Genomic DNA, 25,671 nt, shown 5'->3' with positions numbered 1-25,671 from the left:
CGCAGACTTCCTTTGTTGTTTTAGTCGTCGCTCAATCCTGCCACAGCACCGCCTCGCTGCGCGCGCTCCATTCTTCGAAGCGGGCGCCGTAGGTGTCTTCTATGACGTTGCGTTTGATTTTAAGGGTCGGCGTAAGGAAGCCGTTTTCCACCGCCCAGCTGTCCTTGACCACCACCAGCCGGCGCAGACGCTCGTGCTTGTCGAGCACGGCGTTGACCTCCTCCAGCAGTTTTTCCAGGCTCGAATGCAGGCTCGCGCGAGGCTCTTCCTGATTGACGGTCGAAAGCACACACAACCCCAGCGGCGCGCTCAAACCATCACCGACCACACACACCTGTTCGATGCGCGAGTGCACGGCCAAACGGTTTTCGATCGGCGCCGGGGCGACGTATTTGCCTTTGCTGGTCTTGAAGATTTCCTTCAGTCGCCCGGTCAGGCGCAAGCGCCCTTCGGCATCCTGTTCGCCCTTGTCGCCGGTGCGCAGATAGCCGTCTGCTGTGAGGGTCTCGGCGGTTTTTTGTGGTTCCTTGAAGTAACCGAGCATGTTCGCCTGACTGCGCACCTGCACCTCGCCGGATTCATCGATGCGCACCTCGACATCCGGGCACGGTTTGCCGATCCAGCCCTGTTTGTATTCGCCGGGCAAACAGATGTGCGAGTAACCGCAACCCTCGGTCATGCCGTAGACCTCCAGCACATCGAGGCCGAGTTTCTGATACCAGGCGAGCAATGTCTGCGGCACTGGTGCTGCACCGGAAAGCGCCACGCGCAAGGCGTCCAGCCCCAGGCCCGCCAGCACTTTATGCCCCACACGCTTGCCGATGAAGGGCAGACCGAGCAGCAAATCAAGACGCTTCGCCGGGATCTTGCTGTAGACGCCCATCTGGAATTTGGTCCAGATCCGCGGCACCCCGAACATCGCCGTCGGCCGCGCCCGCTTGAGATCGGTGATGAAGGTGTCGAGGCTTTCGGCAAAGAACACTGTCTGCCCGGTATAGATCGAGGCCATTTCAACGAACATGCGTTCCGCGACATGGCACAACGGCAGGTACGACAGCAGCCGATCGCTCTCGTTGAGCCCGAAGAGCTGCGTGCCCCGGCTGGTGGCAAACCCAAGATTGGCAAAACTGTGCATCACGCCTTTGGGCAGGCCAGTGGTGCCGGAGGTGTAGATGATGGTCGCCAGTTGCTCGGCGGCGGGACGCGGATCGTCCTGGATCGGCGAGCTGCTTTGCAAATCGGCCCAGCTGAAATCGAAATCGCCAGGCGGATGCAGCGGCAGGCTGATGGTCGGCAAGCCCGCCGGCACGCCTGTCGACATGCTCGGCCAGTCATCGAGTTTGCCGATAAACGCCAGCACACTCTCCGAGTGTTTGAGCACTTGGGCGACGGAGTCGGCCGTCAGGTTCGGATACAGCGGCACTGACACGTGCCCGGCCATCCAGATGGCCAGATCGGCAATGATCCAGTGCGCGCAATTTTTCGAGATCAGGGCGATGTGGCTGCCTTGCGGCAACTCCCGTGCACGCAGCCAGTGTGCGGCGCAACGGGCCTGATGGCCGACGTCGGCCCAGGTCAGCGTCTCGACCTGGCCACCACCGATGGGCTGCACAAGAAAACGCTGGCGCGGATGCCGGGCTTCACGTTCGTAAAACACGTCCAGCGGCAAACGGAATGCGGCAGACATGCGACTCGCTCCTGTTTTTTTAGGTCTGGAGCAAGCGTAGTCAACCAAGCAAGTGCTTGGTTGGAATTTTTACTAAAAGAAACAAGATCAAAAGATCGCAGTCTTCGGCAGCTCCTACATGGGATCGCATTCTCATGTAGGAGCTGCCGAAGGCTGCGATCTTTTGCTTTAAGGATGCTTGAGGCTGTTGAGGGTCATCGAGCCGATCAGCAGTTCAGCACTCTCCAGCTCGGCCAACCCCGCCGTGCTGACTTTCTCCGGCGGATACCCGGCGCCATGCTGCAGATAGCTGAGCAAATTGCCCACCAGCGGGTTGTGACTGACCAGCAGCACATTGCTCACCGAAACCAGCTGATCAGTGACCTTGTCCGGATCGACCTCCGGCGTCAGCCACTCGACCGTGCGGATCTCGGGTTCGAAGCCCAGCGCCTCGCGGACAATCTGCGCGGTCTGTTGCGCGCGCAGGTAGGGGCTGGCGTAGATCGCCGTCAGCGGCTGACCGATCAATCGGGCCGCGCTGCTCAAGGCTTCCTTGCGACCGTGCTCGGTCAGTTCCCGTTCGGAGTCGGGGCACGAGCCATAAGGCACGGCCTCACCGTGACGCAATACCCAGAGTTTCATAGTTTGGGTTCCTCATCGCGAACCGGATGCGGTGCTGGCGGCACGGCATGTGGCGCCTCGCCTTCCGGCGTACGCGGCGCTGGCCAGTCGGCAAACGGCCAAGGCTTCTGGTCGCTGTGAAAACTGCCGAAGCGGCCGATCTGAGCCAGAAACTGGCTCAGACTGTCGCCGAAGTTCATCAGGCTGGCGCTCGGTGCGCCATAGATCAAACGATAGATCAGTTGCACCAGCACCACCGCGCCGAGAATAAACTGCGCCACTTGCCAGACCAGCAGGTAGACGATCATCCACAACACCCGCAGGAGGATGGATTCGTACCTGGCTTCGGATTTTGATTCGTTCATGTTCAGCTCCCCTACCCGTGAATAACAGCAGTCAGTTGAAACCACTGGTGGAAATAAAGTCGACGTCGGTTTTCGGCTCGGCGCGCATCAACAGCTCGATGACCTGTTCCAGCGTGCGCCCCTCGAACAGGATCGCGTGCAAGCCGGCGACCAGCGGCATGTAGACGCCGACTTCCTGGGACTTGGCTTTCAGCACTTTCAGGGTATTGACCCCTTCGGCGACTTCACCGAGGCGCGACACCGCCTCTTCAAGGCTCAGGCCCTGGCCGAGGGCGAATCCGACTTGATAGTTGCGGCTTTTCGGCGACGAGCACGTGACGATCAGATCGCCAACACCCGCCAGACCGAGGAAGGTCATGGGGTTGGCGCCCTGATTCACCGCAAACCGGGTCATCTCGGCCAATGCGCGGGTGATCAGCATGCTCTTGGTGTTCTCGCCCATTTCCAGGGCCACCGCCATGCCGGCGATGATCGCGTAAACGTTCTTCAACGCCCCGCCCAGTTCGACACCGAAACGGTCGGCGCTGGCGTAAACACGAAATGTGCGGCCATGCAGCGCGGCTTGCACCTGTTTGCACAGTTCTTCGTCTTCACTGGCGACCACCGTTGCCGTCAGCGCGTGCTCGGCAATTTCCCGCGCAAGATTGGGCCCGGACAACACGCCGATGCGCGCCTGCGGGGCGATCTCTTCGAGGATCTGGCTCATCAGCTTGAAGGTGTGGGCTTCGATGCCTTTGGTCAGGCTGACCAGCATCTTGCCGCTCAGACGCTCGGCGTGCGCGGCGAGCACTGCGCGCAGTGCGCTGGACGGCAGCGCGACAAAGCACAAGTCGCAGGCGTCGAGGGTGTGCTGCAAGTCGGTGACCGCAGTCACGCCCGGCAGAATCTTGATGCCTTTGAGGTAACGCGGGTTTTCGCGGTTGACCCGGATGGCCTCGGCCTGCTCGGGGTCACGCATCCACTGCAAGACTTGATGGCCGTTCTCGGCCAGAAGGTTGGCCACGGCGGTACCAAAACTTCCGCCTCCCAGGACCGCAATCGGGCGCTGCTCAGTCATATGCAATCCGTTAATCCATACCAGTGGCGATGCCGGCATTATACGGGGCGACCCGGTCGCGGCCAGCCCCTGCGTCAATTACCGACACTTGTAGGAAGAAGACCAATAAAACCTAGGAAAATGCCTGCAACGTGATTAGAAAAGTCGCTGTCCTCGGTTAACATGCGCGCCAATTCTTCGTTCGATAGGCCGCGTCGTGTTTTTCGCTCCTCCCCCACCGCGTTCCTCCCTGCTGCTGGCGCTGTTGTTCAGCCCGGTATTGCTGGCGGACGACCTGTTCATGGACAGCCAGGCGCTGCCGCAGGTACTGACAGCCACTCGGCTGAAACAGACGCCGGCGGAAGTGCCGGGGAGCATGACCGTGCTCGACAGCGAATTGATCAGCGCCAGCGGCGCCCGCGACATCAGCGAACTGCTGCGGCTGGTGCCGGGCATGATGGTCGGCAACATCAGCGGCAATCAGGCGGCGGTCAATTACCACGGCACCAACGCCACCGAAGCGCGGCGCATGCAGGTGTTGATCGACGGCCGCTCGGTGTACCGCGCAGGTCTGGCCACGGTGGACTGGAGCGATATTCCGGTGGCCATGGAGGACATCGAGCGCATCGAAGTCTTTCGCGGCCCGAACACTGTCAGCTACGGCGCCAACGCGCTGATGGCAGTGGTCAATATCATCACCCGCAATCCGGCAGACAGCCACGGCACGCGGCTGAAAATCACCCGAGGCCAGCGCGGCATCAACGATTTTTATGCCAGCCAGGGCACCGGATGGAATGGCGGTGATCTGCGTCTGTCGCTGTCCGGCCAGGAGGATGACGGTTTCGACAGCGATCGCACGGGCGCCGATTACCGTGACAGCCGCCGCTTGAACCGCTTCAGCCTTGCGGTCAGCCACACGCTGACTGACAACCAGAGCCTCGACTGGCAGGCCAATGCGAAGGACGGCAGCAATCAACGGCCTTATACCTACCGCCCGGTGTTCTCGGGGATTACTGACAGCGGCAACAATTCCGACGTGGTGGCCAAGGACTATGCCGGTTCAGTGCGCTGGAATCTCGACATCAATCCCGAGCACAGTCTTTATATACAAGGCTCGGCGCAGCACTGGGATCGTCAGCAGGTGTGGCGCGCCTGTGATGCCGAGGTGTCGTTCAGCCCGGAGCTGACACAGCTGTGGCAGCTCAACCCGAATTACACCGAGCGTTTAGCGCGCAACATCACGCGTTTCACTGGTCCAGGCGCGGAACCTGGTACGCCGCGGGAAATGGCTCTGGCCACCCAAGTGCTCGATCAGTGGCGCAACGGCGCCAGTCAGACCCTGTGCGGCGACATCGACCAGAGCGCGCGCGAGTCGCGCTACGACCTCGAACTGCAAGACACCCTCAGCCTCTCCGACAGCCTGCGTCTGGTCAGCGGCCTGAACTATCGTTACGACCGCGCCAATTCCGAGACCTACTTCAACGGCACGCTGGACGACACTACGTGGCGGGCGTTCGGCCAATTGGAGTGGCGCGCCACTGAACACTGGCTGTTGCAGGGCGGCGCGATGTTCGAGGACACGCAACTGATCGGCAGTTCGCTGACCCCACGCTTCGCGATCAATTACCTGATCAACCCGCGTCACGGCCTGCGTGCGGTGTACTCGGAGGCGATTCGCTCGCCGGACATGTTCGAGAACAACGTCAACTGGAGCTATCAGGTCAGCAAACTGCGACCTTCGGCGTACGGCAAATCTTCGGCGCGCTACTTCGTCAAGACCCGCGGCCCCGGCGATCTCGACCAGGAACACATGCGCTCGCGAGAGCTGGGCTACAACGGCTACTTTGCCGAATGGGGCCTGGCGGTCGACGTCAAACTGTTCTACGACGAGATCACCGGGATGATCAGCGAACCGCTGCGCAACAATCAGTACATCGCCAGCAACGCCAACAGCTCGCGTTTTCGCGGCACCGAAACCCAACTCGACTGGCGCGTTAACACGGTCGACCGCTTGCGCTTCACTTACGCTTACGTCGACGCCGAGGCGAGCAATCCGCTGGATCAGCAATTCACCGCCAGTCACAGCGGTTCTGCCGGATGGCTGCGCGATTGGGGTCACGGCTGGAACAGCGCCCTCTTCTATTACGGCGACAACGCGCTCAACGGCTATCGCTTCGAGCGCGTCGACACGCGAATCGCCAAACGCATCACGCTGGGCAAGGCCCAACTGGAACTGGCCGGCGTGTTGCAGCAGCGCCTCGATCACGAGCCGACCACCTTCGTCGACAACAATTACGACGAACGCCGCGTGATGTATGTCAGCGCCGAGCTGGAGTTCTAGGATGCGCCACGGCCTGTCAAGGAAGGCGCCGACCCTCGGCCATTGGCTGGCCGGACTTTGCCTGTTTGTGACCGTGTGGTTGCACGGCGTGGCGGTGCAAGCCGCGGACATTTTGCTGACCGGCGCCGAAGAAAGCCCCGGCGTGCAGGCGTTCGTCCAGGCGCTGAGTGAATTGCGTCCCACCGACAACGTGCGTTTCCAGCCCTTGGCCAGTCTGCCAGCGCCAGGCAAATTGCCGTCCAGCCTGCGCCTGATTCTGCTCGACCTGCCGAGCCTCGACTGGCGCCTGCAAGAACCTCAAGGCCCGGCGACGCTGGTGTTGCGCATCAGTCGTCTGCAAGCCCGACAACGCCTCGGCGCCGCGCAACCGGCGCACCTGAGTTTGCTCTGGAGTGATCCGCCGCTGAGCCGACAGTTGCAGTTGATCCGCCACATCCTGCCTCAGGCGAGCAGGATTGGCGTGTTGTTCGATGAACACAGCGAGTTCCTCCTCAAAGAGCTGCTTCTGGCTGCCGAGCCGCTGAATCTGCAAGTGGTCAGCCAGCGCTGGGACAACACTCACGACAGCCGCCCCCTGCAAGCCGTGCTGAAAAACAGTGACGTGCTGCTGGGCCTGGATGATCCGGATCTGTACAACCCCAAGACCGCGAAAAATCTGCTGCTCAGCAGCTATTCCCGGCAAATGGCGCTGGTCGGGCCAAACGCCGCGTTCGTGCGTGCCGGCAGCCTGGCCAGCACTTACAGCGACCAGAGCGATTGGCTGAGCATTCTCGACCGGTTGCTCGACCAGCCGCCGATCCATTGGCCGCGATCGCTCTATCCCGAACGCTTCAAGGTCTCAAGTAATGCCCAGGTCGCTCGTTCCTTGGGTATCGAACCGCTGAATGAAGCGTCTGTCGCCAGCGCGTTGGCTGAAGGAGAAAGCCGCCCATGAATTTTCGTCGTCGTTGGGATATCAACACCCGCACTCAGCTGATCAGCCTGGGCCCGGCGCTGTTGCTGACCTTGTTGTTGATCAGTTTCTTCACCTTCGTGCGCATTCAGGATTTGCGCCAGGAGCTCAACCACACCGGTCAACTGATCGCCAACCAACTGGCGCCCGCCACCGAATACGGGGTGATATCCGGCAACAACGACGTGTTGGAAAGTCTGCTCAAGGCAACACTGGCGACGCCCAACGTGCGCTTCCTTGAAGTACAGGACAGCGCCAACCGGATTCTGGTGTATGTCGAACAACCGGCGGATGCCCACAGTCGTCCGCATCAGGTCGAAGTGTTTCAGGCGCCGGTACGGCTGCAACGAATTGCCCTGAACAATGATTTTTTCCAGGACGCCAAAGTCAGCAGCGGCGCGGCCAGCGAGGATTATCTGGGGCGAGTGATCGTTGGTCTGTCCAACGATGCCTTCAGTCAGCGCCAGCAGGAAATTCTGCTCAAGGCCGGGATTCTGGCGCTGTTCGCCCTGCTCTTCACGTTTGTCCTGGCGCGGCGTCTGGCCGGCAGCCTGTCGCAGCCGATTCGCAATATCGGCGACGCGGTCAAGGCGATCCAGGATGGCGACTTTAAAACCCCGCTGCCGATCGTCGATGACACCGAACTGGGCGCACTGTCGCAGCACATCAACAATCTCGCTCAGGCGCTGGAACAGGCCAGTCGTGAACAGCATCAGGCGATGGCGCAACTGATCCAGACCCGCGAAGAAGCGGAAAAGGCCAACAACGCCAAATCCGATTTCCTGGCGATGATGAGCCATGAACTGCGCACGCCCATGAATGGCGTGCTCGGCATGCTGCAATTGCTGGAAACCACCGACATGACCGAGGAGCAGATCGAGTACGCCGCGCTCGCCTCGGAGTCCACTGAACACTTGCTCAAGGTGATCAACGACATCCTCGACTTCTCGCGCATCGAGCGTTCGGAGCTTGAGCTGGAACATATTCCGTTCAACCTCGCCGAACTGATCGGCGCGTGCGCCCAGTCGTTCCAGCACAGCGCAGTGCAACGTGGCTTGGCGCTGAACCTGCGGATTCCCGAAGACATGCGCGGCCTGCAGGTGCAGGGCGATCCGACGCGCATCCGGCAGATTCTGGTCAATCTGGTCGGCAATGCCTTGAAGTTCACTGAACAGGGCCGGGTCAGTATCGAGGCGCAGTGGCAGTCGCTGGATCACGAATTGCTGTGGTTCACCTGCTCGGTGCGCGACAGTGGCATCGGTATTTCGTCCGAGCACCTGGAACTGATGTTCAACGCTTTCCAGCAGGCTGACAGTTCGATATCGCGACGTTATGGCGGCACCGGTCTGGGCCTGCCGATCGCCCGCACACTCGCCGAACGCATGGGCGGTACATTAAGAGCGCAGAGTGAGGAAGGTCTTGGGTCGGTGTTCACCCTGGAAATTCCGCTGGCTCTATATAAGCAAGCATTGCCGCCATTGGCTGCGCCGCGGGTGCTCAATGGCAGCGGCGATGGTGAAGGACGCCATGTGTTGTTGGTCGAAGACAATCCGGTCAATCAGACGGTTATTGAAGCGATGCTGCGCAGTCTGGGCTTTACTGTCAGTGTCGCCACCGATGGCGTGCAGGCGGTGCGTAGTGTCGAGGGCAGTGAGTTCGAAGTGATTCTGATGGACTGTCGTCTGCCGATCATCGATGGCTATGAAGCGACCCGGCAGATCCGCCGCCTGCCCGGACGCAGCGACGTGCCGATCATCGCGCTGACCGCCAATGCCTTGCAGGGCGACCGGGAAACCTGTCTGTCGGCGGGGATGAACGATTATCTGGCGAAGCCGTTCAAACGTAATGATCTGCAGCAGATTCTGCAGCGGTGGGTGTCTTAGTGTCGGCTTTTCGACCATCTGCGACTGGCATGAAAAGCGAAAGTGCGGCAGTCTTAGGCACCCGAACGAGCCTCAAAAGAGGCTTGATTAAAAATTTCAGTGCACAAGTGTACATTCATGTCCTTGGTGCTGTGACTTTCACCACAACGCAATAGTCTATGAGTAGGCTGCCGGTTCGAGGCATGAATGCTTCGAACGGTCGGGAAGATTTGCCCCACCTGCCGCATGGGATTATTGAGGAGCTCGCATGACCAAACAAAACGCCTTTACTCGGGAAGACCTGCTGCGCTGCAGTCGCGGTGAGCTGTTCGGCCCAGGTAACGCGCAACTGCCCGCCCCGAACATGCTGATGGTGGATCGCATCACCCATATCAGCGAAGAAGGCGGCAAGTACGGCAAAGGTGAATTGGTCGCCGAGCTGGATATCACCCCTGACCTGTGGTTCTTCGCTTGCCACTTCGAGGGCGATCCGGTGATGCCGGGCTGCCTGGGCCTTGACGCCATGTGGCAACTGGTTGGCTTCTTCTTGGGCTGGCAAGGTCTGCCGGGCCGTGGCCGTGCGCTGGGTTCGGGCGAAGTGAAATTCTTCGGCCAGGTTCTGCCGACCGCCAAGAAAGTCACCTATAACATTCAAATCAAGCGCGTCCTCAAGGGCAAGCTGAACCTGGCAATCGCTGACGGTTCGGTCTCTGTGGACGGTCGCGAAATCTACACCGCCGAAGGCCTCCGGGTCGGCGTGTTTACCTCCACTGAAAACTTCTAAGGGTTATCCGCATGCGCCGCGTCGTTATCACTGGTCTGGGTATCGTTTCTTGCCTGGGCAATGACAAAGAGACCGTCTCCGCTAACCTGCGTGCAAGCCGCCCTGGCATCCGGTTCAACCCGGAATATGCCGAAATGGGTCTGCGTAGCCAGGTTTCCGGCTCCATTGACCTTCCCCTCGAAGAGCTGATCGATCGCAAGATCTTTCGCTTCGTCGGCCACGCCGCGGCTTACGCCTACCTGGCGATGAAAGACGCGATCACTGACTCCGGCCTGACCGAAGAGCAAGTGTCCAACCCGCGTACCGGCCTGATCGCCGGCTCCGGCGGTGCTTCCACGCTGAACCAGATGGAAGCGCTGGACATCCTGCGCGAGAAAGGCGTGAAGCGCGTCGGCCCATACCGTGTAACGCGGACCATGAGCAGCACCGTTTCCGCTTGCCTGGCCACGCCATTCAAGATCAAGGGCCTGAACTACTCCATCGCTTCTGCCTGTGCCACCAGTGCTCACTGCATCGGTACCGCCATGGAACAGATCCAGATGGGCAAGCAGGACATCGTTTTCGCCGGTGGCGGTGAAGAAGAGCATTGGAGCCAGTCGTTCCTGTTCGACGCGATGGGCGCCCTGTCCAGCAAGCGTAACGACACCCCGGAAAAAGCCTCCCGTGCCTACGACGCCGACCGTGACGGTTTCGTCATCGCCGGTGGTGGCGGCATGGTTGTGGTTGAAGAGCTGGAACACGCTCTGGCCCGTGGCGCGAAGATCTACGCGGAAATCGTTGGCTATGGCGCGACGTCCGACGGCTACGACATGGTTGCCCCAAGTGGCGAAGGCGCGATCCGCTGCATGCAGATGGCGATGTCCACCGTTGATACCCCGATCGACTACCTGAACACCCACGGCACTTCGACTCCGGTCGGCGACGTCGCGGAAATGAAAGGTGTGCGTGAAGTGTTCGGCGACAAGGCTCCAGCGATCAGCTCGACCAAGAGCCTGTCCGGTCACTCCCTGGGCGCTGCCGGCGTTCACGAAGCGATCTACTGCATGCTGATGATGGAAGGCAACTTCATTGCCGGTTCCGCCAACATCGACGAGCTGGACCCGGAAGTGGCTGACATGCCGATTCTGACCAAGACTCGCGAAAACGCCACCATCAACACCGTGATGAGCAACAGCTTCGGCTTCGGCGGCACCAACGCCACGCTGGTGATGAAGCGCTGGGAAGGCAAGTAATTCCCAAGGCTTGAGCCACACATGAAAAACGCCCCGACTGGTTCGGGGCGTTTTTTTTGGCCTGCAAAAAACCTCATGACCCAACACAAATGCCTGTGTAGGAGCTGCCGAAGGCTGCGATCTTTTGATCTTTTCTTTTAAAAATCACAGTCAAAAGATCGCAGCCTTCGGCAGCTCCTACAGGGGATTGTGTGAGTCTGAAAATGAAACTTCTGTCATGAAACTTACCGCCCTGCGACCGAATGTCGCGGATTCAGCGGCCTGCAGCACTGTTGCAAAATACGCAACAACACCTTGCGCGAATCAGCCGTTTACTTAGCTGCCTAACAAATCCTATAAAAGAGTCCTGCACACGCCTTGCTGCAGATAACTTGAGATTTGGAGCTAGCAGATGACTGTAAAAGTAACTGAACGCGACGATTCACACATGTCCCATGAAGGCGTAGCCGCCGGTATCCGGATCTGGGATGTGCATCAACAAGACTTGCTGGTCGGCATGTTCCACAACGAAATCGACGCCCACAACTACAAGGCCGAACTGGAAGTGCAAGAGCAGCAACGGGATTTACGATCCGCCTGAATCAACCACAGCATTGAAAACGACAAACCCCGCCATGAGCGGGGTTTGTCGTTGTTACAGGCTCAGCGATTTACCACATCAGATCGTCAGGGATCTGATAGGCCGCGTACGGATCGTCCTCGGCGTTGACCTCTTCGGTCTGCACGTTGAGTTGCACGATGCGCTGTGGATCGCGCTCCTGGATCTTCAGGGCCGCTTCACGAGGGATCACTTCATAGCCGCCGGCATGATGCACGATCGCCAGCGAACCGCTGCTGAGCTTGTTGCGCATCAGCGTGTTGACCGACAGGCGCTTGACCTTCTTGTCGTCAACGAAGTTGTAGTAATCCTCGGTGGTCAGCTTCGGCAGACGCGAGACTTCGATCAACTGCTTGACCTGCGCGGCGCGCTCCTTGGCTTCAGCCTTCTCTTTCTGCTGACGGTTCAGTTCCTGGTCGCGCTTGACCTTCTCGGCCATGGCTTCCTGGGCGGCGCGCTGCTGCGAGTCGTCCAGCTCGATCTGACCTTTGTGGACCAGACGCTGCTGCTTCTGCTTGTCCTTGCTGACCTGCTTGGCCTGCTTTTGGTTGACCAGGCCTGCTTTGAGCAACTGATCGCGAAGGGAAATACTCATGGTGCTTACTCACTTGGGCAGTTGCTCAGCCGCAGCTGGGCAAATTCTTTTCCTGACGTTTGGCTTCACCCCACAGGGCGTCCAACTCTTCGAGGGTGCAATCTTCTATGGGACGGTGGGTGTCGCGCAATGCCTGTTCGATAAAACGGAAACGTCTTTCGAACTTGCCGTTGGCGCCACGCAATGCAGTTTCCGGGTCGACCTTCAGATGCCGGGCCAGATTGACCACGGAAAACAGCAGATCACCGATCTCGTCAGCCACCGCTGCGGGATCGTTTTCGGACATCGCTTCGAGCACTTCATCGAGCTCTTCACGCACCTTGTCGAACACCGGCAAGGCGTCCGGCCAGTCGAAACCGACCTGCCCTGCACGCTTCTGCAATTTGGCTGAGCGCGACAATGCAGGCAACGCAGCCGGTACGTCATCAAGCAATGAAAGCTGCTGCGGCGCGGCGGATTTCTCGGCACGCTCTTCGGCCTTGATTTCTTCCCAGCGCTGCTTGACCTGCTCTTCATTCAAACGCGGCACGTCCAGCGGCGCGTACAGGTCGCCAGTAGGGAAAACGTGAGGATGACGGCGGATCAGCTTGCGGGTGATGCTGTCGATAACTCCGGCAAACTCGAAACGACCTTCTTCGCGCGCCAACTGGCTGTAATAGACGACCTGGAACAACAGGTCGCCGAGCTCGCCCTGCAAATGATCGAAATCGCCGCGCTCGATGGCGTCGGCCACTTCGTAGGCCTCTTCGAGGGTGTGCGGGACGATGGTCGCGTAGGTTTGCTTGATGTCCCACGGGCAACCGAACTGCGGATCGCGCAGACGGCTCATGAGATGGAGCAGGTCTTCAAGGCTGTACATCAAATTCTCTCTTAGAACCGATCCCTGTAGGAGCTGCCGCAGGCTGCGATCTTTTGATCTTGTTTTCAAAATCAAAGTCAAAAGATCGCAGCCTGCGGCAGCTCCTACAGGGGATTGCGTCACGGGGTGCGATTACGCCGCGTCTCGATGATGTTCGGCAACTGCGAAATCCGCCCAAGCAACCGACCCAGTGCATCCAGCCCCGGGATCTCGATGGTCAGGGACATCAGCGCGGTGTTGTCTTCCTTGTTCGAGCGGGTGTTGACCGCCAGCACGTTGATCCGCTCGTTGAGCAGCACCTGCGAGACGTCACGCAGCAGCCCCGAACGGTCGTAGGCGCGGATGACGATGTCCACCGGATAGGTGAGCACCGGCACTGGTCCCCAACTGACCTGAATGATCCGCTCTGGCTCGCGCCCGCCCAGTTGCAGCACCGAGGCGCAGTCCTGGCGGTGAATGCTCACGCCACGGCCCTGGGTGATGTAACCGACAATCGCATCGCCAGGCAACGGCTGGCAGCAGCCGGCCATTTGCGTCATCAGGTTGCCGACACCCTGAATCTGAATGTCGCCGCGCTTGCCCGGCTTGTAGCCGGTCGCTTTGCGCGGGATCAGTTCCAGCTGTTCGTTACCGCGTTCCGGCTCGACCAGTTGCTGCGCCAGGTTGACCAGTTGCGCCAGACGCAGGTCGCCGGCACCGAGGGCGGCGAACATGTCTTCGGCGGTTTTCATGTTGGCCTTCTCGGCCAACTTGTCGAAATCTACCGCTGGCAGGCCGAGGCGTGTGAGCTCGCGTTCGATCAGGGTTTTACCGGCGGCGACGTTCTGGTCTCGGGCCTGCAACTTGAACCAGTGAACGATCTTCGCCCGCGCCCGCGACGTGGTGACGTAACCGAGGTTGGAGTTCAGCCAGTCGCGGCTTGGTGTGCCGTGTTTGCTGGTGATGATCTCGACCTGCTCACCGGTCTGCAGGCTGTAGTTGAGCGGCACAATGCGCCCGTTGATCTTCGCGCCACGGCAGTTGTGACCGATTTCGGTGTGGACGCGGTAGGCGAAGTCCAGCGGTGTTGCGCCTTTCGGCAAGTCGATGGCGTGACCGTCGGGCGTGAAGATGTAGACCCGATCCGGCTCGATATCGACGCGCAGCTGTTCGGCAAGACCACCAATATCACCCAGCTCTTCATGCCACTCGAGCACCTGACGCAGCCAGGAAATTTTCTCTTCGTAGTGATTGGAACCGGACTTGACGTCAGTGCCCTTGTAGCGCCAGTGCGCGCAGACGCCGAGCTCGGCTTCTTCGTGCATCGAATGCGTACGAATCTGCACTTCCAGCACTTTACCTTCCGGGCCGATCACGGCCGTGTGCAACGAGCGGTAGCCGTTCTCTTTCGGGTTGGCGATGTAGTCGTCGAATTCTTTCGGGATGTGCCGCCACAGCGTGTGGACGATACCCAGCGCGGTATAGCAATCGCGCATTTCCGGCACCAGCACGCGCACTGCACGCACGTCGTAGATCTGACTGAACTCCAGACCCTTGCGCTGCATTTTGCGCCAGATCGAATAGATGTGTTTGGCCCGACCGCTGATGTCGGCGTCGACGCCGGTGGCCTGCAATTCATCCTTGAGCTGGGTCATCACGTCGGCGATGAAACGCTCGCGATCAAGCCGTCGCTCATGGAGCAACTTGGCGATCTGCTTGTATTGATCAGGCTCCAGATAACGGAAGGACAAGTCCTCCAGTTCCCATTTGATATGACCGATGCCGAGCCGGTGCGCGAGCGGCGCATAGATGTCGAAGACTTCCCGGGCGACGCGGTTACGCTTCTCGTCGTCGGCGGTTTTCACTGCACGAATGGCGCAGGTGCGTTCCGCCAGTTTGATCAGGGCAACCCGCACGTCGTCGACCATGGCAACGAGCATTTTGCGCAGGTTTTCCACCTGCCCTTGCGTGCCCATGACCATCGACTGGCGCGGACTGAGACTGGCACTGATCGCGGCCATGCGCTGCACGCCGTCGATCAGTTTGGCCACCACAGGACCAAAGCGCTGGCCGACCGCCGCAAATTCGATCTGGCCTTCGCGCACGCCACGGTACAGGACCGCCGCGACCAGCGAATCCTGATCGAGCTTGAGATCGGCGAGAATCTCGGCGATCTCAAGGCCGGTTCTGAAACTCCCGGAGCCCTCGGCCCACAGGTTTTTCGCAGCATTGGACTGTTGTTCGGCCTCGCGAGCAAACTCGCAGGCTTCTTTCAAGGCTTCGCGATCCAGTGCCAGATCGACACTGACCGCGTGATCGAGCCAAGCCTCGAGATTGATACTGCCGTCAGTGTTGATCGGCTGGTGTGCTCTCACCTGTACCATCTTGCTTTACCTTCCCTACGACGCAGATTCAATGCGTCAAAATCGCTGACCTTCGTTGCCCGTTTGCACTCGTGGGGCTAGAGCGAGCGCTGTACGGACGGACCAGACGGATCAGACGAGCCATCCTGGCTCGCTTCAAATAACGCCATGGCCTCGACATGTGCCGTCTGAGGAAACATATCGAGAATCCCGGCACGTTTTAACCGGTAGCCCTGCTTGATCAATTCGACCGTGTCGCGCGCCAGCGTTGCAGGGTTGCACGACACATACACCAACCGCTTGGCACCCAGGGTCGCCAGCTTGCGCACCACCTCGAAAGCACCGTCACGCGGTGGGTCCAAGAGTACCGCAGAAAAGCCATTTCCGATCCACTGAGCATGGCTCAAAGGCTGGGATAAATCGGCTTGAAAAAACTTTGTGTTATGCAAATTGTTACTGGCTGCGTTCGCGGCGGCACGCTCGACCATGGTCTGCACACCCTCCACCGCCACCACTTCACGCACCGTTCTGGCCAGTGGCAAAGCAAAGTTGCCGAGCCCGCAGAACAGGTCCAGCACGCGCTCTTCGCTGGTCGGCTTCAGCCAGTCCAGTGCCTGCGCAACCATCGCTTCGTTGACGCCCGCGTTGACCTGAATGAAATCCCCCGGCCGGTAAGCCAGATCCAGATCCCACTGCTCCAGGCGATAACTGAGCGACTGCGTGGCATCGACCGGTTGCGGCCCGTCTTCGCCGTGCAACCACAACTGCGCTTCATGAAACTGGCAGAAGTCCTTGAGGATCGTCAGATCTGCTTCGGACAACGGCGCCATGTGTCGCAGCAACACTGCCAGCGACGAACCTGCGAACAATTCGACATGGCCCAACGCTTGCGGCTTGCTCAAACGACGGAGCATCTCCGGCAAACGGGTCATGATCGGCTGCAAGGGCTGTACCAGCACCGGGCATTCATTAATCCCGACGATGTCCTGACTGCCGGCGGCGCGGAAACCCACTTCGAGTTTCTTCGCTTTCATGTCCCAGCGCACAGCAACACGGGCGCGACGGCGATAGCCGAACTCGGGGCCGGTCAACGGCGCTGCCCACTCTTGCGGTTCGACACCGGCAACCTTCGTTAATTGCTCGGCGAGCATGCGCTGTTTCAGGGCAAGCTGTTCGCTGTGGGGCAAGTGCTGAACGCTGCAACCACCGCAACGACCGGCGTGCTGACACGGTGCCGGGCGGCGCAGTTCGCTGGCCTTGAACACGCGTTCGGTGCGCGCCTCGACCACTTTGCCGTGGGCGCCGAGCACGCGCGCTTCGACCTCTTCACCGGCCAGGGCGCCGAGGACGAACCAGGTCCGGCCTTCGAAAAACGCGATACCGCGCCCGTCATTGGCCAGGCGCTCGATGTTCAAGCGCTGTTTCTTGCCAGTCGGGATCTGCGGGGCCTTGCTGCCGCCGGTGGGCTGGAAGCGCAGGCCTCTCTCTTGCTTGGCCATCAGTTGGGCGCGTCGAAAATGCCGGTCGACAAGTATCGGTCGCCACGGTCGCAGATGATCGCGACGATCACCGCGTTTTCAACCTCTTGAGACAGACGCAGCATCGCTGCTACCGCACCGCCCGAGGACACGCCGCAGAAGATGCCTTCTTCGCGGGCCAGACGACGGGTCACGTCCTCGGCCTCGCTTTGCGCCATGTCGACAATCCGATCAACGCGATCGGCCTGATAGATCTTCGGCAGGTATTCCTCTGGCCAGCGACGAATGCCGGGAATGGCCGAGCCTTCCATCGGTTGCAGACCAACGATCTGCACGGTGTCGCTCTGCTCTTTCAAGTAGCGCGAGACGCCCATGATGGTGCCGGTGGTACCCATCGAACTGACGAAGTGAGTGATGGTGCCCTCGGTCTGACGCCAGATCTCCGGACCGGTGGTGGTGTAGTGCGCTTCAGGATTGTCGCCATTGGCGAACTGATCCAGCACCTTGCCACGGCCTTCGGCCTCCATGCGTTGGGCGAGATCGCGAGCGCCTTCCATGCCCTCTTCCTGACTGACCAGAATCAGCTCGGCACCATAAGCGGTCATCGCCGCTTTGCGCTCGGCGCTGGAGTTGTCGGGCATGATCAGGATCATCTTGTAACCCTTGATCGCGGCGGCCATCGCCAACGCAATCCCGGTATTACCCGAGGTCGCTTCGATCAGCGTATCGCCGGCGTGAATCTGCCCGCGCAACTCGGCACGGGTGATCATCGACAGCGCCGGACGGTCCTTGACCGAACCCGCCGGGTTATTCCCTTCGAGCTTGAGCAATAGGGTGTTGCTGGTAGCACCGGGCAGGCGCTGCAAACGCACCAGCGGAGTGTTGCCGACGCAATCGGCGATGGTTGGGTACTGCAGGGTCATGGCGTATTCGCAATCCAGACGTGCGGGGGCGCCTATCATACCGGCAAACCCGCGAAGGCCATATCACGCAAAGTGCGGTGCTTATGGTTTATGGGAATAAGCAGCAATTGTCTCGCCAGTGGTGAGACATTTCAGATCCAGTAGTGGTGCAAAAGGCCTCATCGCTGGCAAGCCAGCTCCCACAGGATTTTGGTGTTGCTTATATACGTGTAGGAGCTGCGGCACGCTGCGATCTTTTGATCTGGCGTTTAAAAAAACAAGATCAAAAGATCGCAGCCTCGTTTCACTCGAATGCTCCTACAGGGCTTGCGGGTGGGTGAAGGTTGGGTGAGCAACGCTGGCACCTGTGGGAGCTGGCTTGCCAGCGATGGCGTCTTGGCTGACAACACCATCATCCGCCACCAACCGCAGATTCAGCCGCAACCCCGCCCCGCTGTTCTCCGCCCAAATACTTCCGCCTTGGCGCTGCACGGCATTGCGCGCGATGCTCAGCCCCAAGCCAAAACCACCGTCCCCCGGTCGCGAGCCGTCGAGTCGGGTGAATGGATCAAAAATCCGCTGCAAATCCGCTTCAGCCACCCCGCCGCCCTGATCTTCCAGCCACAGGTGCCAGTAATCCCCGTCCCGCCGCCCATCCAGCCGCACAATCCCGCCCTCGGGCGAATGACGAATGGCGTTGCGCAGGATGTTTTCCAGCGCCTGGGCCAATGTATTGAGATTGCCGCGCACCCAGCAAGAAGCGTGCACCGAGCACTGCAATTGCAGGCTCGGCCAGCCACTTTCGTAACAGGCGTTGTCGGTAAGCATCTCCCACAGCGCCTGAATCTGGATCGCTTCGTCGGGCAATGGTGAGCGCTCGGTGTCGAGCCACGCCAGTTGCAGGGTGTCGTCGACCAGTCGTTGCATGCCGTCGACTTCACGGCCGATGCGTTCGCGCAATTGCACCAGGCCCTGTTCGCTTTCGCTGGCCACGCGCAGGCGGCTCAGCGGTGTGCGCAATTCGTGAGAAAGATCGCGCAACAATTGCTGTTGCAGGGCGACGGTGGTTTGCAGGCGTTCGGACATCGAGTCGAACGCCCGGGCCAGTTCACCGAGTTCGTCCGGGCGCTGGGTGATGCCGCTGGACAACCGCACATTCAATTGATCGGCACGCCAGGCATTGGCCTGTTCGCGCAGATTGTTCAGCGGCACCACCAGCAGGCGATACAGCCCGACGCACAGCAGCAAGGTGAACAGCCCCGGAATCACCCCGTTGGTGATCACCCGCCAAAACAGTCGATATTTGCCCGGCAGAAAACGCTCGGGCAACTCGATCACCAGACTGCCGGCGGAAGGATCCTTGGGAAACGATATGCGCAGCCCGGGCCTGCCCTTTTTATGAATCGGCCAATCGAGCCCGCGCAGAAACGTCAGGCGCTGGATTTCCTCATCATGCAGTGGCTCAGTGCCCAGCGACTGCAAATTGCTGTCAATTACGCCGACCCAGCCAGCCTCGCGCAATTCCATGCTCTGCAGCCAACTATCGATGCCGTCACGCCGACCTTGTTGCCATGCCCGTTCGGCCTCACCGGCATAACGCGCCAAAGTGCCGCGAGCCTCGTCGGAGAGGAACTGGTTACGCTCCTCCATATAACGGCCCCACGACCAGCTCAGCCAGATCATCAGCAGACAGAACGCGACCAGCAAACAGGCCAGTTTCCAGAACAGCGAATGACGCCCCGGCAACTCAGACACTTTCATCAGCACCACTAAGCACGTAGCCCTTGCCCCACACGGTGCGCACTTCGCGTTCGGTGTAGCCGATGGCTTTGAGTTTGCGGCGGATCTGGCTGATGTGCATGTCGAGGCTGCGATCGTGAGCGGCGTAGCCGCGTTGCAGAACGTGCTGATAAAGGAAGGCCTTGCTCAGTACCTCCTCGTCATTGCGGTTGAGGGTTTCCAGCAGACGGAATTCGCTTCGGGTCAGGCCGGCAGGTTGCTCGCGGAAGAACACGTCGCACTGTTCATCGTCGAAACGCAGCGTGCCTGTCGCCACTGGCACCGAGAGCCCTGGAGGACGCCGATCAAGGGCAACCCGGCGCAGGATCGCTTCGATGCGTACATGCAGTTCGGCCATGCTGAACGGCTTGGGCAGGTAATCGTCGGCGCCGAGCCGAAAGCCGCTGATACGATCGGCTTCGGCACCAAGCGCCGACATCAACAACACCGGCGTCGAATGGCTCTGGCGCAGTTGGGTGAGCACGTTCAGACCGTCCAGCCCCGGCAGCAGAATGTCCATCAACACCACGTCGAACGGCTGGCGTTGGGCGATGTTCAGGCCTTCCTGCCCGTTCTGGCACCAGGTCACCTGAAAGCCGCTGCGACCCAGATGTTCATGAACATAGGCACCGAGGACCGGATCGTCCTCGATGGAAAGAATGCGTGGCTGGCCAACGGAAACAGGAGTCATGAGTATCTGCAAGTAATTCTCAGTTAGGCGCGATTATTCAAGATTGTCGGACACCGGGCAACCCAAGGTTGCACTGTCGGACGAACGCGCCTTGCCACGCCGAACGACAACGCCCGTATTTTTCCGGAGATTGCCCGCGAGCAAATCGCTACACTGCGCCCATGTCGCGTGCCGGATGCACGCATGAGTCAACAGATCAGCGGGATGCAGGAGATAGGCGTGCTCAAGAAACTGGGAATCAAAGGTCGCGTGTTGTTGCTGACCTTGTTGCCGACCAGCCTGATGGCGCTGGTGCTGGGTGGTTATTTCACCTGGACGCAGCAGTCCGACCTGCAAACCCAATTGCTCCAGCGTGGCGAAATGATCGCCGAGCAACTGGCACCACTGGTGGCGCCGGCGATGGGCCACGGCAATGGCGAACTGCTCGAACGCATTGCCACTCAGTCCCTTGAGCAACCGGACGTGCGCGCGGTGACCTTTCTCGCGCCGGATCGCTCGCCACTGGCCCACGCCGGCCCGACCATGCTCAATCAGGCGCCGAGCGGCAACAGCGCGCATTTGCAACGACGCAGCGGCAATGACGCAACCCGTTACCTGATGCCGGTCTTCGGCAAGCACCGCAACCTTGCCGGAGAACTGATTCCGGCAGAATCCGACCGCCTGCTCGGCTGGGTTGAACTCGAGCTCTCGCACAACGGCATGTTGCTGCGCGGTTATCGCAGCCTGTTTGCCAGCCTGTTGTTGATCGCCGCTGGCCTTGCCGGTGCGGCGCTGCTCGCGTTACGCATGGGCCGCACCATCAATCGGCCGCTGAGCCAGATCAAACAGGCCGTCGCGCAACTCAAGGACGGTCACCTGGAAACCCGCCTGCCACCGCTCGGCAGTCAGGAACTGGATGAACTGGCGTCGGGCATCAATCGCATGGCCGGCACCCTGCAAAACGCCCAGGAAGAATTGCAGCACAGCGTCGATCAAGCCACCGAAGACGTACGCCAGAACCTTGAGACCATCGAGATCCAGAACATCGAACTCGATCTGGCCCGTAAAGAGGCGCTGGAGGCGAGCCGGATCAAATCCGAATTCCTCGCCAACATGAGCCACGAAATCCGCACGCCGCTCAATGGTATTCTCGGCTTCACCCACCTGTTGCAGAAAAGTGAACTGACCCCGCGCCAGCTCGACTATTTAGGCACCATCGAAAAGTCTGCCGACAGCCTGCTCGGAATCATCAACGAGATTCTCGACTTCTCGAAAATCGAGGCCGGCAAACTGGTGCTCGACCACATTCCGTTCAACCTGCGCGACTTGTTGCAAGACACCCTGACGATTCTCGCCCCCGCCGCTCACGCCAAGCAGCTGGAACTGGTCAGTCTGGTGTACCGCGACACGCCGCTGTCGCTGGTCGGTGACCCGCTGCGCCTGAAGCAGATCCTCACCAACCTGGTCAGCAACGCCATCAAGTTCACCCGCGAGGGCACCATCGTTGCCCGCGCAATGCTTGAAGAAGAACACGAAGACAGCGTGCAGTTGCGCATCAGCATTCAGGACACCGGCATTGGCCTGTCGAATCAGGACGTGCGTGCGTTGTTCCAGGCCTTCAGCCAGGCCGACAATTCGCTGTCGCGCCAGCCCGGTGGCACCGGTCTGGGCCTGGTGATTTCCAAGCGCCTGATCGAACAGATGGGCGGCGAAATCGGCGTCGACAGCACGCCGGGCGAAGGTTCGGAATTCTGGATCAGCCTGAGCCTGCCCAAGGCCCGCGACGACGCCGAAGATTTGCCCTCGGCGCCGCTGCTCGGCCGCCGGGTCGCCGTGCTGGAAAACCATGAACTGGCGCGTCAGGCCTTGCAGCATCAACTGGAAGACTGCGGGCTTGTTGTCACCCCGTTCAATACGCTGGAAAGCCTGACCAATGGCGTTACCGGCGCCCACCAGACCGATCAGGCGATTGATCTGGCGGTGATCGGCATCACCAGTAACGACATGCTGCCCGAGCGCCTGAACCAGCATATCTGGGACCTCGAACACCTGGGCTGCAAAGTGCTGGTGCTGTGCCCGACCACCGAGCAGACGCTGTTCCATTTGTCAGTGCCCAACCCGCACAGCCAGCTGCAAGCCAAACCGGCCTGCACGCGCAAACTGCGCCGCGCCCTGTCGGATCTGGCCAATCCGCGCCAACCGCGTAACGAACCCGGCGAACCGCTGTCGAGTCGCGCGCCGAAAGTGCTCTGTGTCGACGACAACCCGGCCAACCTGTTGCTGGTGCAGACACTGCTCGAAGACATGGGCGCCAAGGTCTTGGCCGTGGAAAGCGGTTATGCCGCGGTCAAAGCGGTGCAGACCGAATCGTTCGACCTGGTGCTGATGGACGTGCAGATGCCGGGCATGGACGGTCGCCAGAGCACCGAAACCATTCGCCAGTGGGAAAGCGAACGGCATTGCACACCGCTGCCGATCGTCGCCCTCACCGCCCACGCCATGGCCAACGAAAAACGTGCGTTGCTTCAAAGCGGCATGGATGACTACCTGACCAAACCGATCAGCGAGCGGCAACTGGCGCAAGTGGTGCTGAAATGGACCGGTCTGGCACTGCGCAATCAGGCGCCGGAGCGAGTCAGCGAAAGTGCTGTGGGCAATCACGAATTGCCGGTGCTTGATCACGAGGAAGGTTTGCGTCTGGCTGCCGGTAAAGAAGATCTGGCGGCGGACATGCTGGCGATGCTGCTGGCCTCACTGGAAGCCGACCGCGAAGCCATCCGCACCGCGCGCGACAGCCACGATCAGAATGCACTGATTGAACGCGTGCATCGCCTGCATGGCGCCACGCGTTACTGCGGCGTACCGCAATTGCGCGCAGCCTGCCAGCGCAGTGAAACCCTGCTCAAACAGGAAGACCCGAAAGCGTCGATAGCGCTGGATGAGCTGGAACGGGCGATCAACCGACTGGCCGCGCAAGCGAAGATCAGTGCCTGATCCAGCGCAATGCCGGTCAACGCCTTCACGGCTAAAGTGGACTCTGGGGATGCAGCCCAGGTGATGCCTCAGGAGGATTTCATGCGCACGATCGTTTTCAGCAGCCAGACCTACGACCGCGAGAGTTTCCTCGGCGCCGATTGCCCCGCGGGTATCGAACTGCATTTTCAACCGGCCCGGCTCAGCCTCGACACGGCGGCACTGGCCGACCAGCACGAAGTGGTCTGCGCCTTTATCAATGACGACCTCAGCGCTGCAGTGCTGGAACGTCTGGCGGCGGGCGGTACTCGGCTGATTGCCTTGCGTTCGGCCGGTTACAACCATGTCGATCTGCTCGCGGCGAAACGTCTGGGGCTGGCCGTCGTGCGGGTTCCGGCCTACTCGCCGCATGCCGTGGCCGAGCATGCCGTAGCGCTGATTCTCGCCCTCAACCGCCGCCTGCATCGCGCCTACAACCGCACCCGCGAAGGCGATTTCAGCCTGCATGGTCTGACCGGGTTTGATCTGGTCGGCAAGACTGTCGGCATCGTCGGCACCGGGCAGATCGGCGCCACCTTCGCGAAAATCATGCACGGTTTCGGCTGTGAGTTGCTGGCGTACGATCCGTATCCAAATCCCGATGTTCTGGCACTCGGCGCACGTTATCTGAGCCTGCCGGACTTGCTCGCGCAGTCGCGCATCATCAGCCTGCACTGCCCGCTGAACGAACAGAGCAAACACCTGATCAATCGCGATTCACTGGCCCACATGCAAGCGGGCGCCATGCTGATCAACACCGGTCGCGGCGGACTGGTCGACACTCCCGCGCTTATTGACGCCCTCAAGGACGGTCAACTCGGTTATCTGGGGCTGGATGTGTATGAAGAAGAAGCGCAGCTGTTTTTCGAGGATCGTTCCGACCTGCCGTTGCAGGACGATGTGCTGGCGCGCCTGCTGACCTTTCCTAACGTGATTGTCACCGCGCACCAGGCTTTCCTGACGCAGGAGGCATTGGGCGCAATTGCCGCGACCACCCTGCACAACATCGCGACCTGGGCGGCGGGCTCGCCACAGAACCAGGTCGAAGGTTGATCGCTCAGGCGATTATTTCAGCGTGGACGCCAGAATCAGCAGGGCCAGCCAGCCGAAACCGAACAGCCGTTGTTTCGCCGAATGGCCGTTGCGCAGCAGGAACCAGACGAAAATCCACGGAATCAGAAACACCATGATCTTCAGCCAGCCTTCCACCGGGCGGCTGCCGTCCTCATTGATCTGCGCAGCTTGCGCGGCCTGTTGTCGACGCCGACGCCCCGCCGCGGCCGGCATGATTTTCGGCAAACCCTCGGACGCTTGCGGCAACACCGCAGCCTCAGGAACCGCGCTGTTACGCGGCAGACTGCCGAAAGAAATCGCCGAAGCCTGAACCCGAGCGGCTGCGGTCTGCGCTTGTGCGTGGGTCTGGTGCTCCGCCATCGGAGCCCCGCAATGAATGCACGCTTTGACTTCGGAACTGATGCTCCGCTTGCATTCATAACATTCGATCAGCGCCATGTTCCGTTCCTTCAGAGTCGAGGGCGGCAGTTTGCCATGCTCGCAGGTCGATTTGAACCTGATCGAAGGTCGCACGCGTGCATCATTCTGCAATCCAGCCCGTGCTAGCATGTCGCGCATATTTGGAGGACCCATGGTCGAACACGATTTCCGCTACAACCTGATGAACCCACAACACACCCTCACCGAATGCCGCGCCCTCGTCCCGGGCCGCTATCAAGTCACCGGCAACGGTGGCTCGATCCGCATCGGTGACGCGCTGTTGGTCACCCTCAAAGGCAGCAAGGATTTGTCCATGCGCCTGACTGTCGAAACCGTCCGCCACCTGATCAACCCGCCGGGCCAATGGACCGCGATGACCACAGGCCCGGTGTTCGGCGAACTGGCGATCCACACCTGGCAGGTCAATTGCGACAGCTGCGCCAAAGAGCTGAGCTTCGAGTTTGCAGTGGACGCCAAGCTGGGCAAAACGGCAGAAAAACCGGCCGCCACCACACGCATCGCCGAGTTGGGCTGGAAGGCTGTTGGCGACAAGCACCTGTGCCCGAAATGCCAGGAGCCCGCGTGATGAAACGCTTTGCCCTGACCGCTCTGGTCGGTGTTGGCCTCGCGGGCTGCGCCGCCGAGCCTGTGCAACTGCAACAGAACCGCAGTTACATTCTGGAATGGATCGGCGAGCGGCCATTGATGGATTACAGCCATCTGACCGTGACCCTTGGCGATGATGGTCGCGCCTACGGTAACGGCGGCTGCAACCATTGGTTCGCGCCGTACACCCTGGATGGCGACAAGCTGACCTTCGGCAAGATCGGCAAGACCCGCAAACTGTGTGCACCGGCGCTGATGGAACAGGAACAACGCTTCCTGGAGGCGCTGGAGCATGTCGAGCGCTGGGACATTTCGCCCATCGAGCAGATGCGTTTCTGGCCGGCGCAAGGCAAACCGTTGCGCTGGTGGCTGGAAGAGGGTTGATCTGCTGTGGTGAGGGGATTTATCCCCGATGGGCTGCGTAGCAGCCCTGAAACCTCGGAGTACGGTTGTCTGAAACTACGCGGGGGCCGCTTC

The 25,671-nt window shown here is 60.3% G+C and carries 22 protein-coding genes; 10 read left to right on the top strand and 12 right to left on the bottom strand.

Annotated features, from left to right (window positions below):
- Positions 1 to 31 precede the first annotated feature (31 nt).
- The 4 genes from ICA16_RS07970 to ICA16_RS07955 all read right to left on the bottom strand — a co-directional run bounded on the left by ICA16_RS07970 (position 32) and on the right by ICA16_RS07955 (position 3,709).
- Positions 32 to 1,687, bottom strand: a complete 1,656-nt coding sequence (locus tag ICA16_RS07970) for an AMP-binding protein (RefSeq protein WP_210700357.1) — start codon at positions 1,685 to 1,687, stop codon at positions 32 to 34.
- Positions 1,688 to 1,855: 168 nt separating this feature from the next.
- Positions 1,856 to 2,308: a phosphohistidine phosphatase SixA gene (sixA, locus tag ICA16_RS07965; RefSeq protein ID WP_150604226.1), complete on the bottom strand. Its 453-nt coding sequence runs from the start codon at positions 2,306 to 2,308 to the stop codon at positions 1,856 to 1,858.
- Positions 2,305 to 2,652 carry a DUF4389 domain-containing protein gene (locus ICA16_RS07960; protein ID WP_042560479.1) on the bottom strand — a complete coding sequence of 116 codons (348 nt, stop codon included), beginning with the start codon at positions 2,650 to 2,652 and terminating at the stop codon, positions 2,305 to 2,307. Before ICA16_RS07960 ends, sixA begins: the two co-directional genes overlap by 4 nt.
- Positions 2,653 to 2,683: 31 nt before the next feature.
- Entirely contained in the window at positions 2,684 to 3,709 is a 1,026-nt protein-coding gene (locus ICA16_RS07955; protein WP_150604228.1) for an NAD(P)H-dependent glycerol-3-phosphate dehydrogenase, read from the bottom strand.
- A 196-nt stretch (positions 3,710 to 3,905) separates the two neighbouring features.
- Between ICA16_RS07955 and ICA16_RS07950 the strand changes: the two genes are divergently transcribed.
- From ICA16_RS07950 to ICA16_RS07925, 6 genes are all read left to right on the top strand, one after another.
- Positions 3,906 to 6,029 (top strand): TonB-dependent receptor plug domain-containing protein, encoded by a 2,124-nt coding sequence (locus tag ICA16_RS07950; RefSeq protein WP_210700356.1) that lies wholly within the window; start codon positions 3,906 to 3,908, stop codon positions 6,027 to 6,029.
- Between the two features lies 1 nt (position 6,030).
- Complete coding sequence (locus ICA16_RS07945; RefSeq protein ID WP_210700355.1) at positions 6,031 to 6,963, top strand: ABC transporter substrate-binding protein; 933 nt, start codon at positions 6,031 to 6,033, stop codon at positions 6,961 to 6,963.
- Positions 6,960 to 8,864, top strand: coding sequence for a response regulator (locus ICA16_RS07940; RefSeq protein WP_210700354.1), 1,905 nt, complete (start codon positions 6,960 to 6,962; stop codon positions 8,862 to 8,864). The genes ICA16_RS07945 and ICA16_RS07940 overlap by 4 nt, the downstream gene beginning before the upstream one ends.
- Positions 8,865 to 9,111: 247 nt before the next feature.
- Positions 9,112 to 9,627 carry a 3-hydroxyacyl-[acyl-carrier-protein] dehydratase FabA gene (fabA, locus tag ICA16_RS07935; protein ID WP_042560484.1) on the top strand — a complete coding sequence of 172 codons (516 nt, stop codon included), beginning with the start codon at positions 9,112 to 9,114 and terminating at the stop codon, positions 9,625 to 9,627.
- Positions 9,628 to 9,638: 11 nt separating this feature from the next.
- Positions 9,639 to 10,859: a beta-ketoacyl-ACP synthase I gene (gene fabB / locus ICA16_RS07930; protein ID WP_150604232.1), complete on the top strand. Its 1,221-nt coding sequence runs from the start codon at positions 9,639 to 9,641 to the stop codon at positions 10,857 to 10,859.
- A gap of 391 nt (positions 10,860 to 11,250) precedes the next feature.
- Positions 11,251 to 11,439 carry a hypothetical protein gene (locus ICA16_RS07925; RefSeq protein ID WP_008079144.1) on the top strand — a complete coding sequence of 63 codons (189 nt, stop codon included), beginning with the start codon at positions 11,251 to 11,253 and terminating at the stop codon, positions 11,437 to 11,439.
- A gap of 70 nt (positions 11,440 to 11,509) precedes the next feature.
- Here ICA16_RS07925 and ICA16_RS07920 read toward each other — a convergent pair whose 3' ends face one another.
- The 7 genes from ICA16_RS07920 to ICA16_RS07890 all read right to left on the bottom strand — a co-directional run bounded on the left by ICA16_RS07920 (position 11,510) and on the right by ICA16_RS07890 (position 20,103).
- Positions 11,510 to 12,052, bottom strand: a complete 543-nt coding sequence (locus ICA16_RS07920) for a DUF2058 domain-containing protein (protein WP_150604233.1) — start codon at positions 12,050 to 12,052, stop codon at positions 11,510 to 11,512.
- A gap of 25 nt (positions 12,053 to 12,077) precedes the next feature.
- Positions 12,078 to 12,911 carry a nucleoside triphosphate pyrophosphohydrolase gene (gene mazG / locus ICA16_RS07915; RefSeq protein ID WP_210700353.1) on the bottom strand — a complete coding sequence of 278 codons (834 nt, stop codon included), beginning with the start codon at positions 12,909 to 12,911 and terminating at the stop codon, positions 12,078 to 12,080.
- Between the two features lie 119 nt (positions 12,912 to 13,030).
- On the bottom strand, positions 13,031 to 15,274 hold the full coding sequence (gene relA / locus ICA16_RS07910) for a GTP diphosphokinase (protein ID WP_150604235.1): 2,244 nt from the start codon (positions 15,272 to 15,274) through the stop codon (positions 13,031 to 13,033).
- A 77-nt stretch (positions 15,275 to 15,351) separates the two neighbouring features.
- Positions 15,352 to 16,752, bottom strand: coding sequence for a 23S rRNA (uracil(1939)-C(5))-methyltransferase RlmD (gene rlmD, locus ICA16_RS07905; protein ID WP_210700352.1), 1,401 nt, complete (start codon positions 16,750 to 16,752; stop codon positions 15,352 to 15,354).
- Entirely contained in the window at positions 16,752 to 17,654 is a 903-nt protein-coding gene (cysM, locus tag ICA16_RS07900; protein ID WP_210554168.1) for a cysteine synthase CysM, read from the bottom strand. The genes rlmD and cysM overlap by 1 nt, the downstream gene beginning before the upstream one ends.
- A gap of 297 nt (positions 17,655 to 17,951) precedes the next feature.
- Complete coding sequence (locus ICA16_RS07895; RefSeq protein ID WP_210700351.1) at positions 17,952 to 19,394, bottom strand: sensor histidine kinase; 1,443 nt, start codon at positions 19,392 to 19,394, stop codon at positions 17,952 to 17,954.
- On the bottom strand, positions 19,381 to 20,103 hold the full coding sequence (locus ICA16_RS07890) for a response regulator transcription factor (RefSeq protein WP_210554058.1): 723 nt from the start codon (positions 20,101 to 20,103) through the stop codon (positions 19,381 to 19,383). The genes ICA16_RS07895 and ICA16_RS07890 overlap by 14 nt, the downstream gene beginning before the upstream one ends.
- A gap of 219 nt (positions 20,104 to 20,322) precedes the next feature.
- Between ICA16_RS07890 and ICA16_RS07885 the strand changes: the two genes are divergently transcribed.
- Positions 20,323 to 23,076 (top strand): response regulator, encoded by a 2,754-nt coding sequence (locus ICA16_RS07885; RefSeq protein ID WP_210700459.1) that lies wholly within the window; start codon positions 20,323 to 20,325, stop codon positions 23,074 to 23,076.
- An 81-nt stretch (positions 23,077 to 23,157) separates the two neighbouring features.
- Positions 23,158 to 24,147, top strand: a complete 990-nt coding sequence (locus ICA16_RS07880; RefSeq protein ID WP_210554059.1) for a 2-hydroxyacid dehydrogenase — start codon at positions 23,158 to 23,160, stop codon at positions 24,145 to 24,147.
- A gap of 12 nt (positions 24,148 to 24,159) precedes the next feature.
- Here ICA16_RS07880 and ICA16_RS07875 read toward each other — a convergent pair whose 3' ends face one another.
- Positions 24,160 to 24,606 carry a hypothetical protein gene (locus ICA16_RS07875; protein WP_210700350.1) on the bottom strand — a complete coding sequence of 149 codons (447 nt, stop codon included), beginning with the start codon at positions 24,604 to 24,606 and terminating at the stop codon, positions 24,160 to 24,162.
- Between the two features lie 133 nt (positions 24,607 to 24,739).
- Between ICA16_RS07875 and ICA16_RS07870 the strand changes: the two genes are divergently transcribed.
- Entirely contained in the window at positions 24,740 to 25,174 is a 435-nt protein-coding gene (locus ICA16_RS07870) for a hypothetical protein (RefSeq protein ID WP_210700349.1), read from the top strand.
- A complete protein-coding gene (locus ICA16_RS07865; protein ID WP_150598205.1) occupies positions 25,174 to 25,578 on the top strand; it encodes an META domain-containing protein in 405 nt (134 codons plus the stop codon). Before ICA16_RS07870 ends, ICA16_RS07865 begins: the two co-directional genes overlap by 1 nt.
- Positions 25,579 to 25,671: the final 93 nt, after the last annotated feature.

Origin of the sequence: Pseudomonas anatoliensis, from assembly GCF_017976235.1 — a bacterium.
Classification (GTDB): Bacteria; Pseudomonadota; Gammaproteobacteria; order Pseudomonadales; family Pseudomonadaceae; genus Aquipseudomonas; species Aquipseudomonas anatoliensis.
This window is presented reverse-complemented; position numbering and strand designations above follow the sequence as displayed.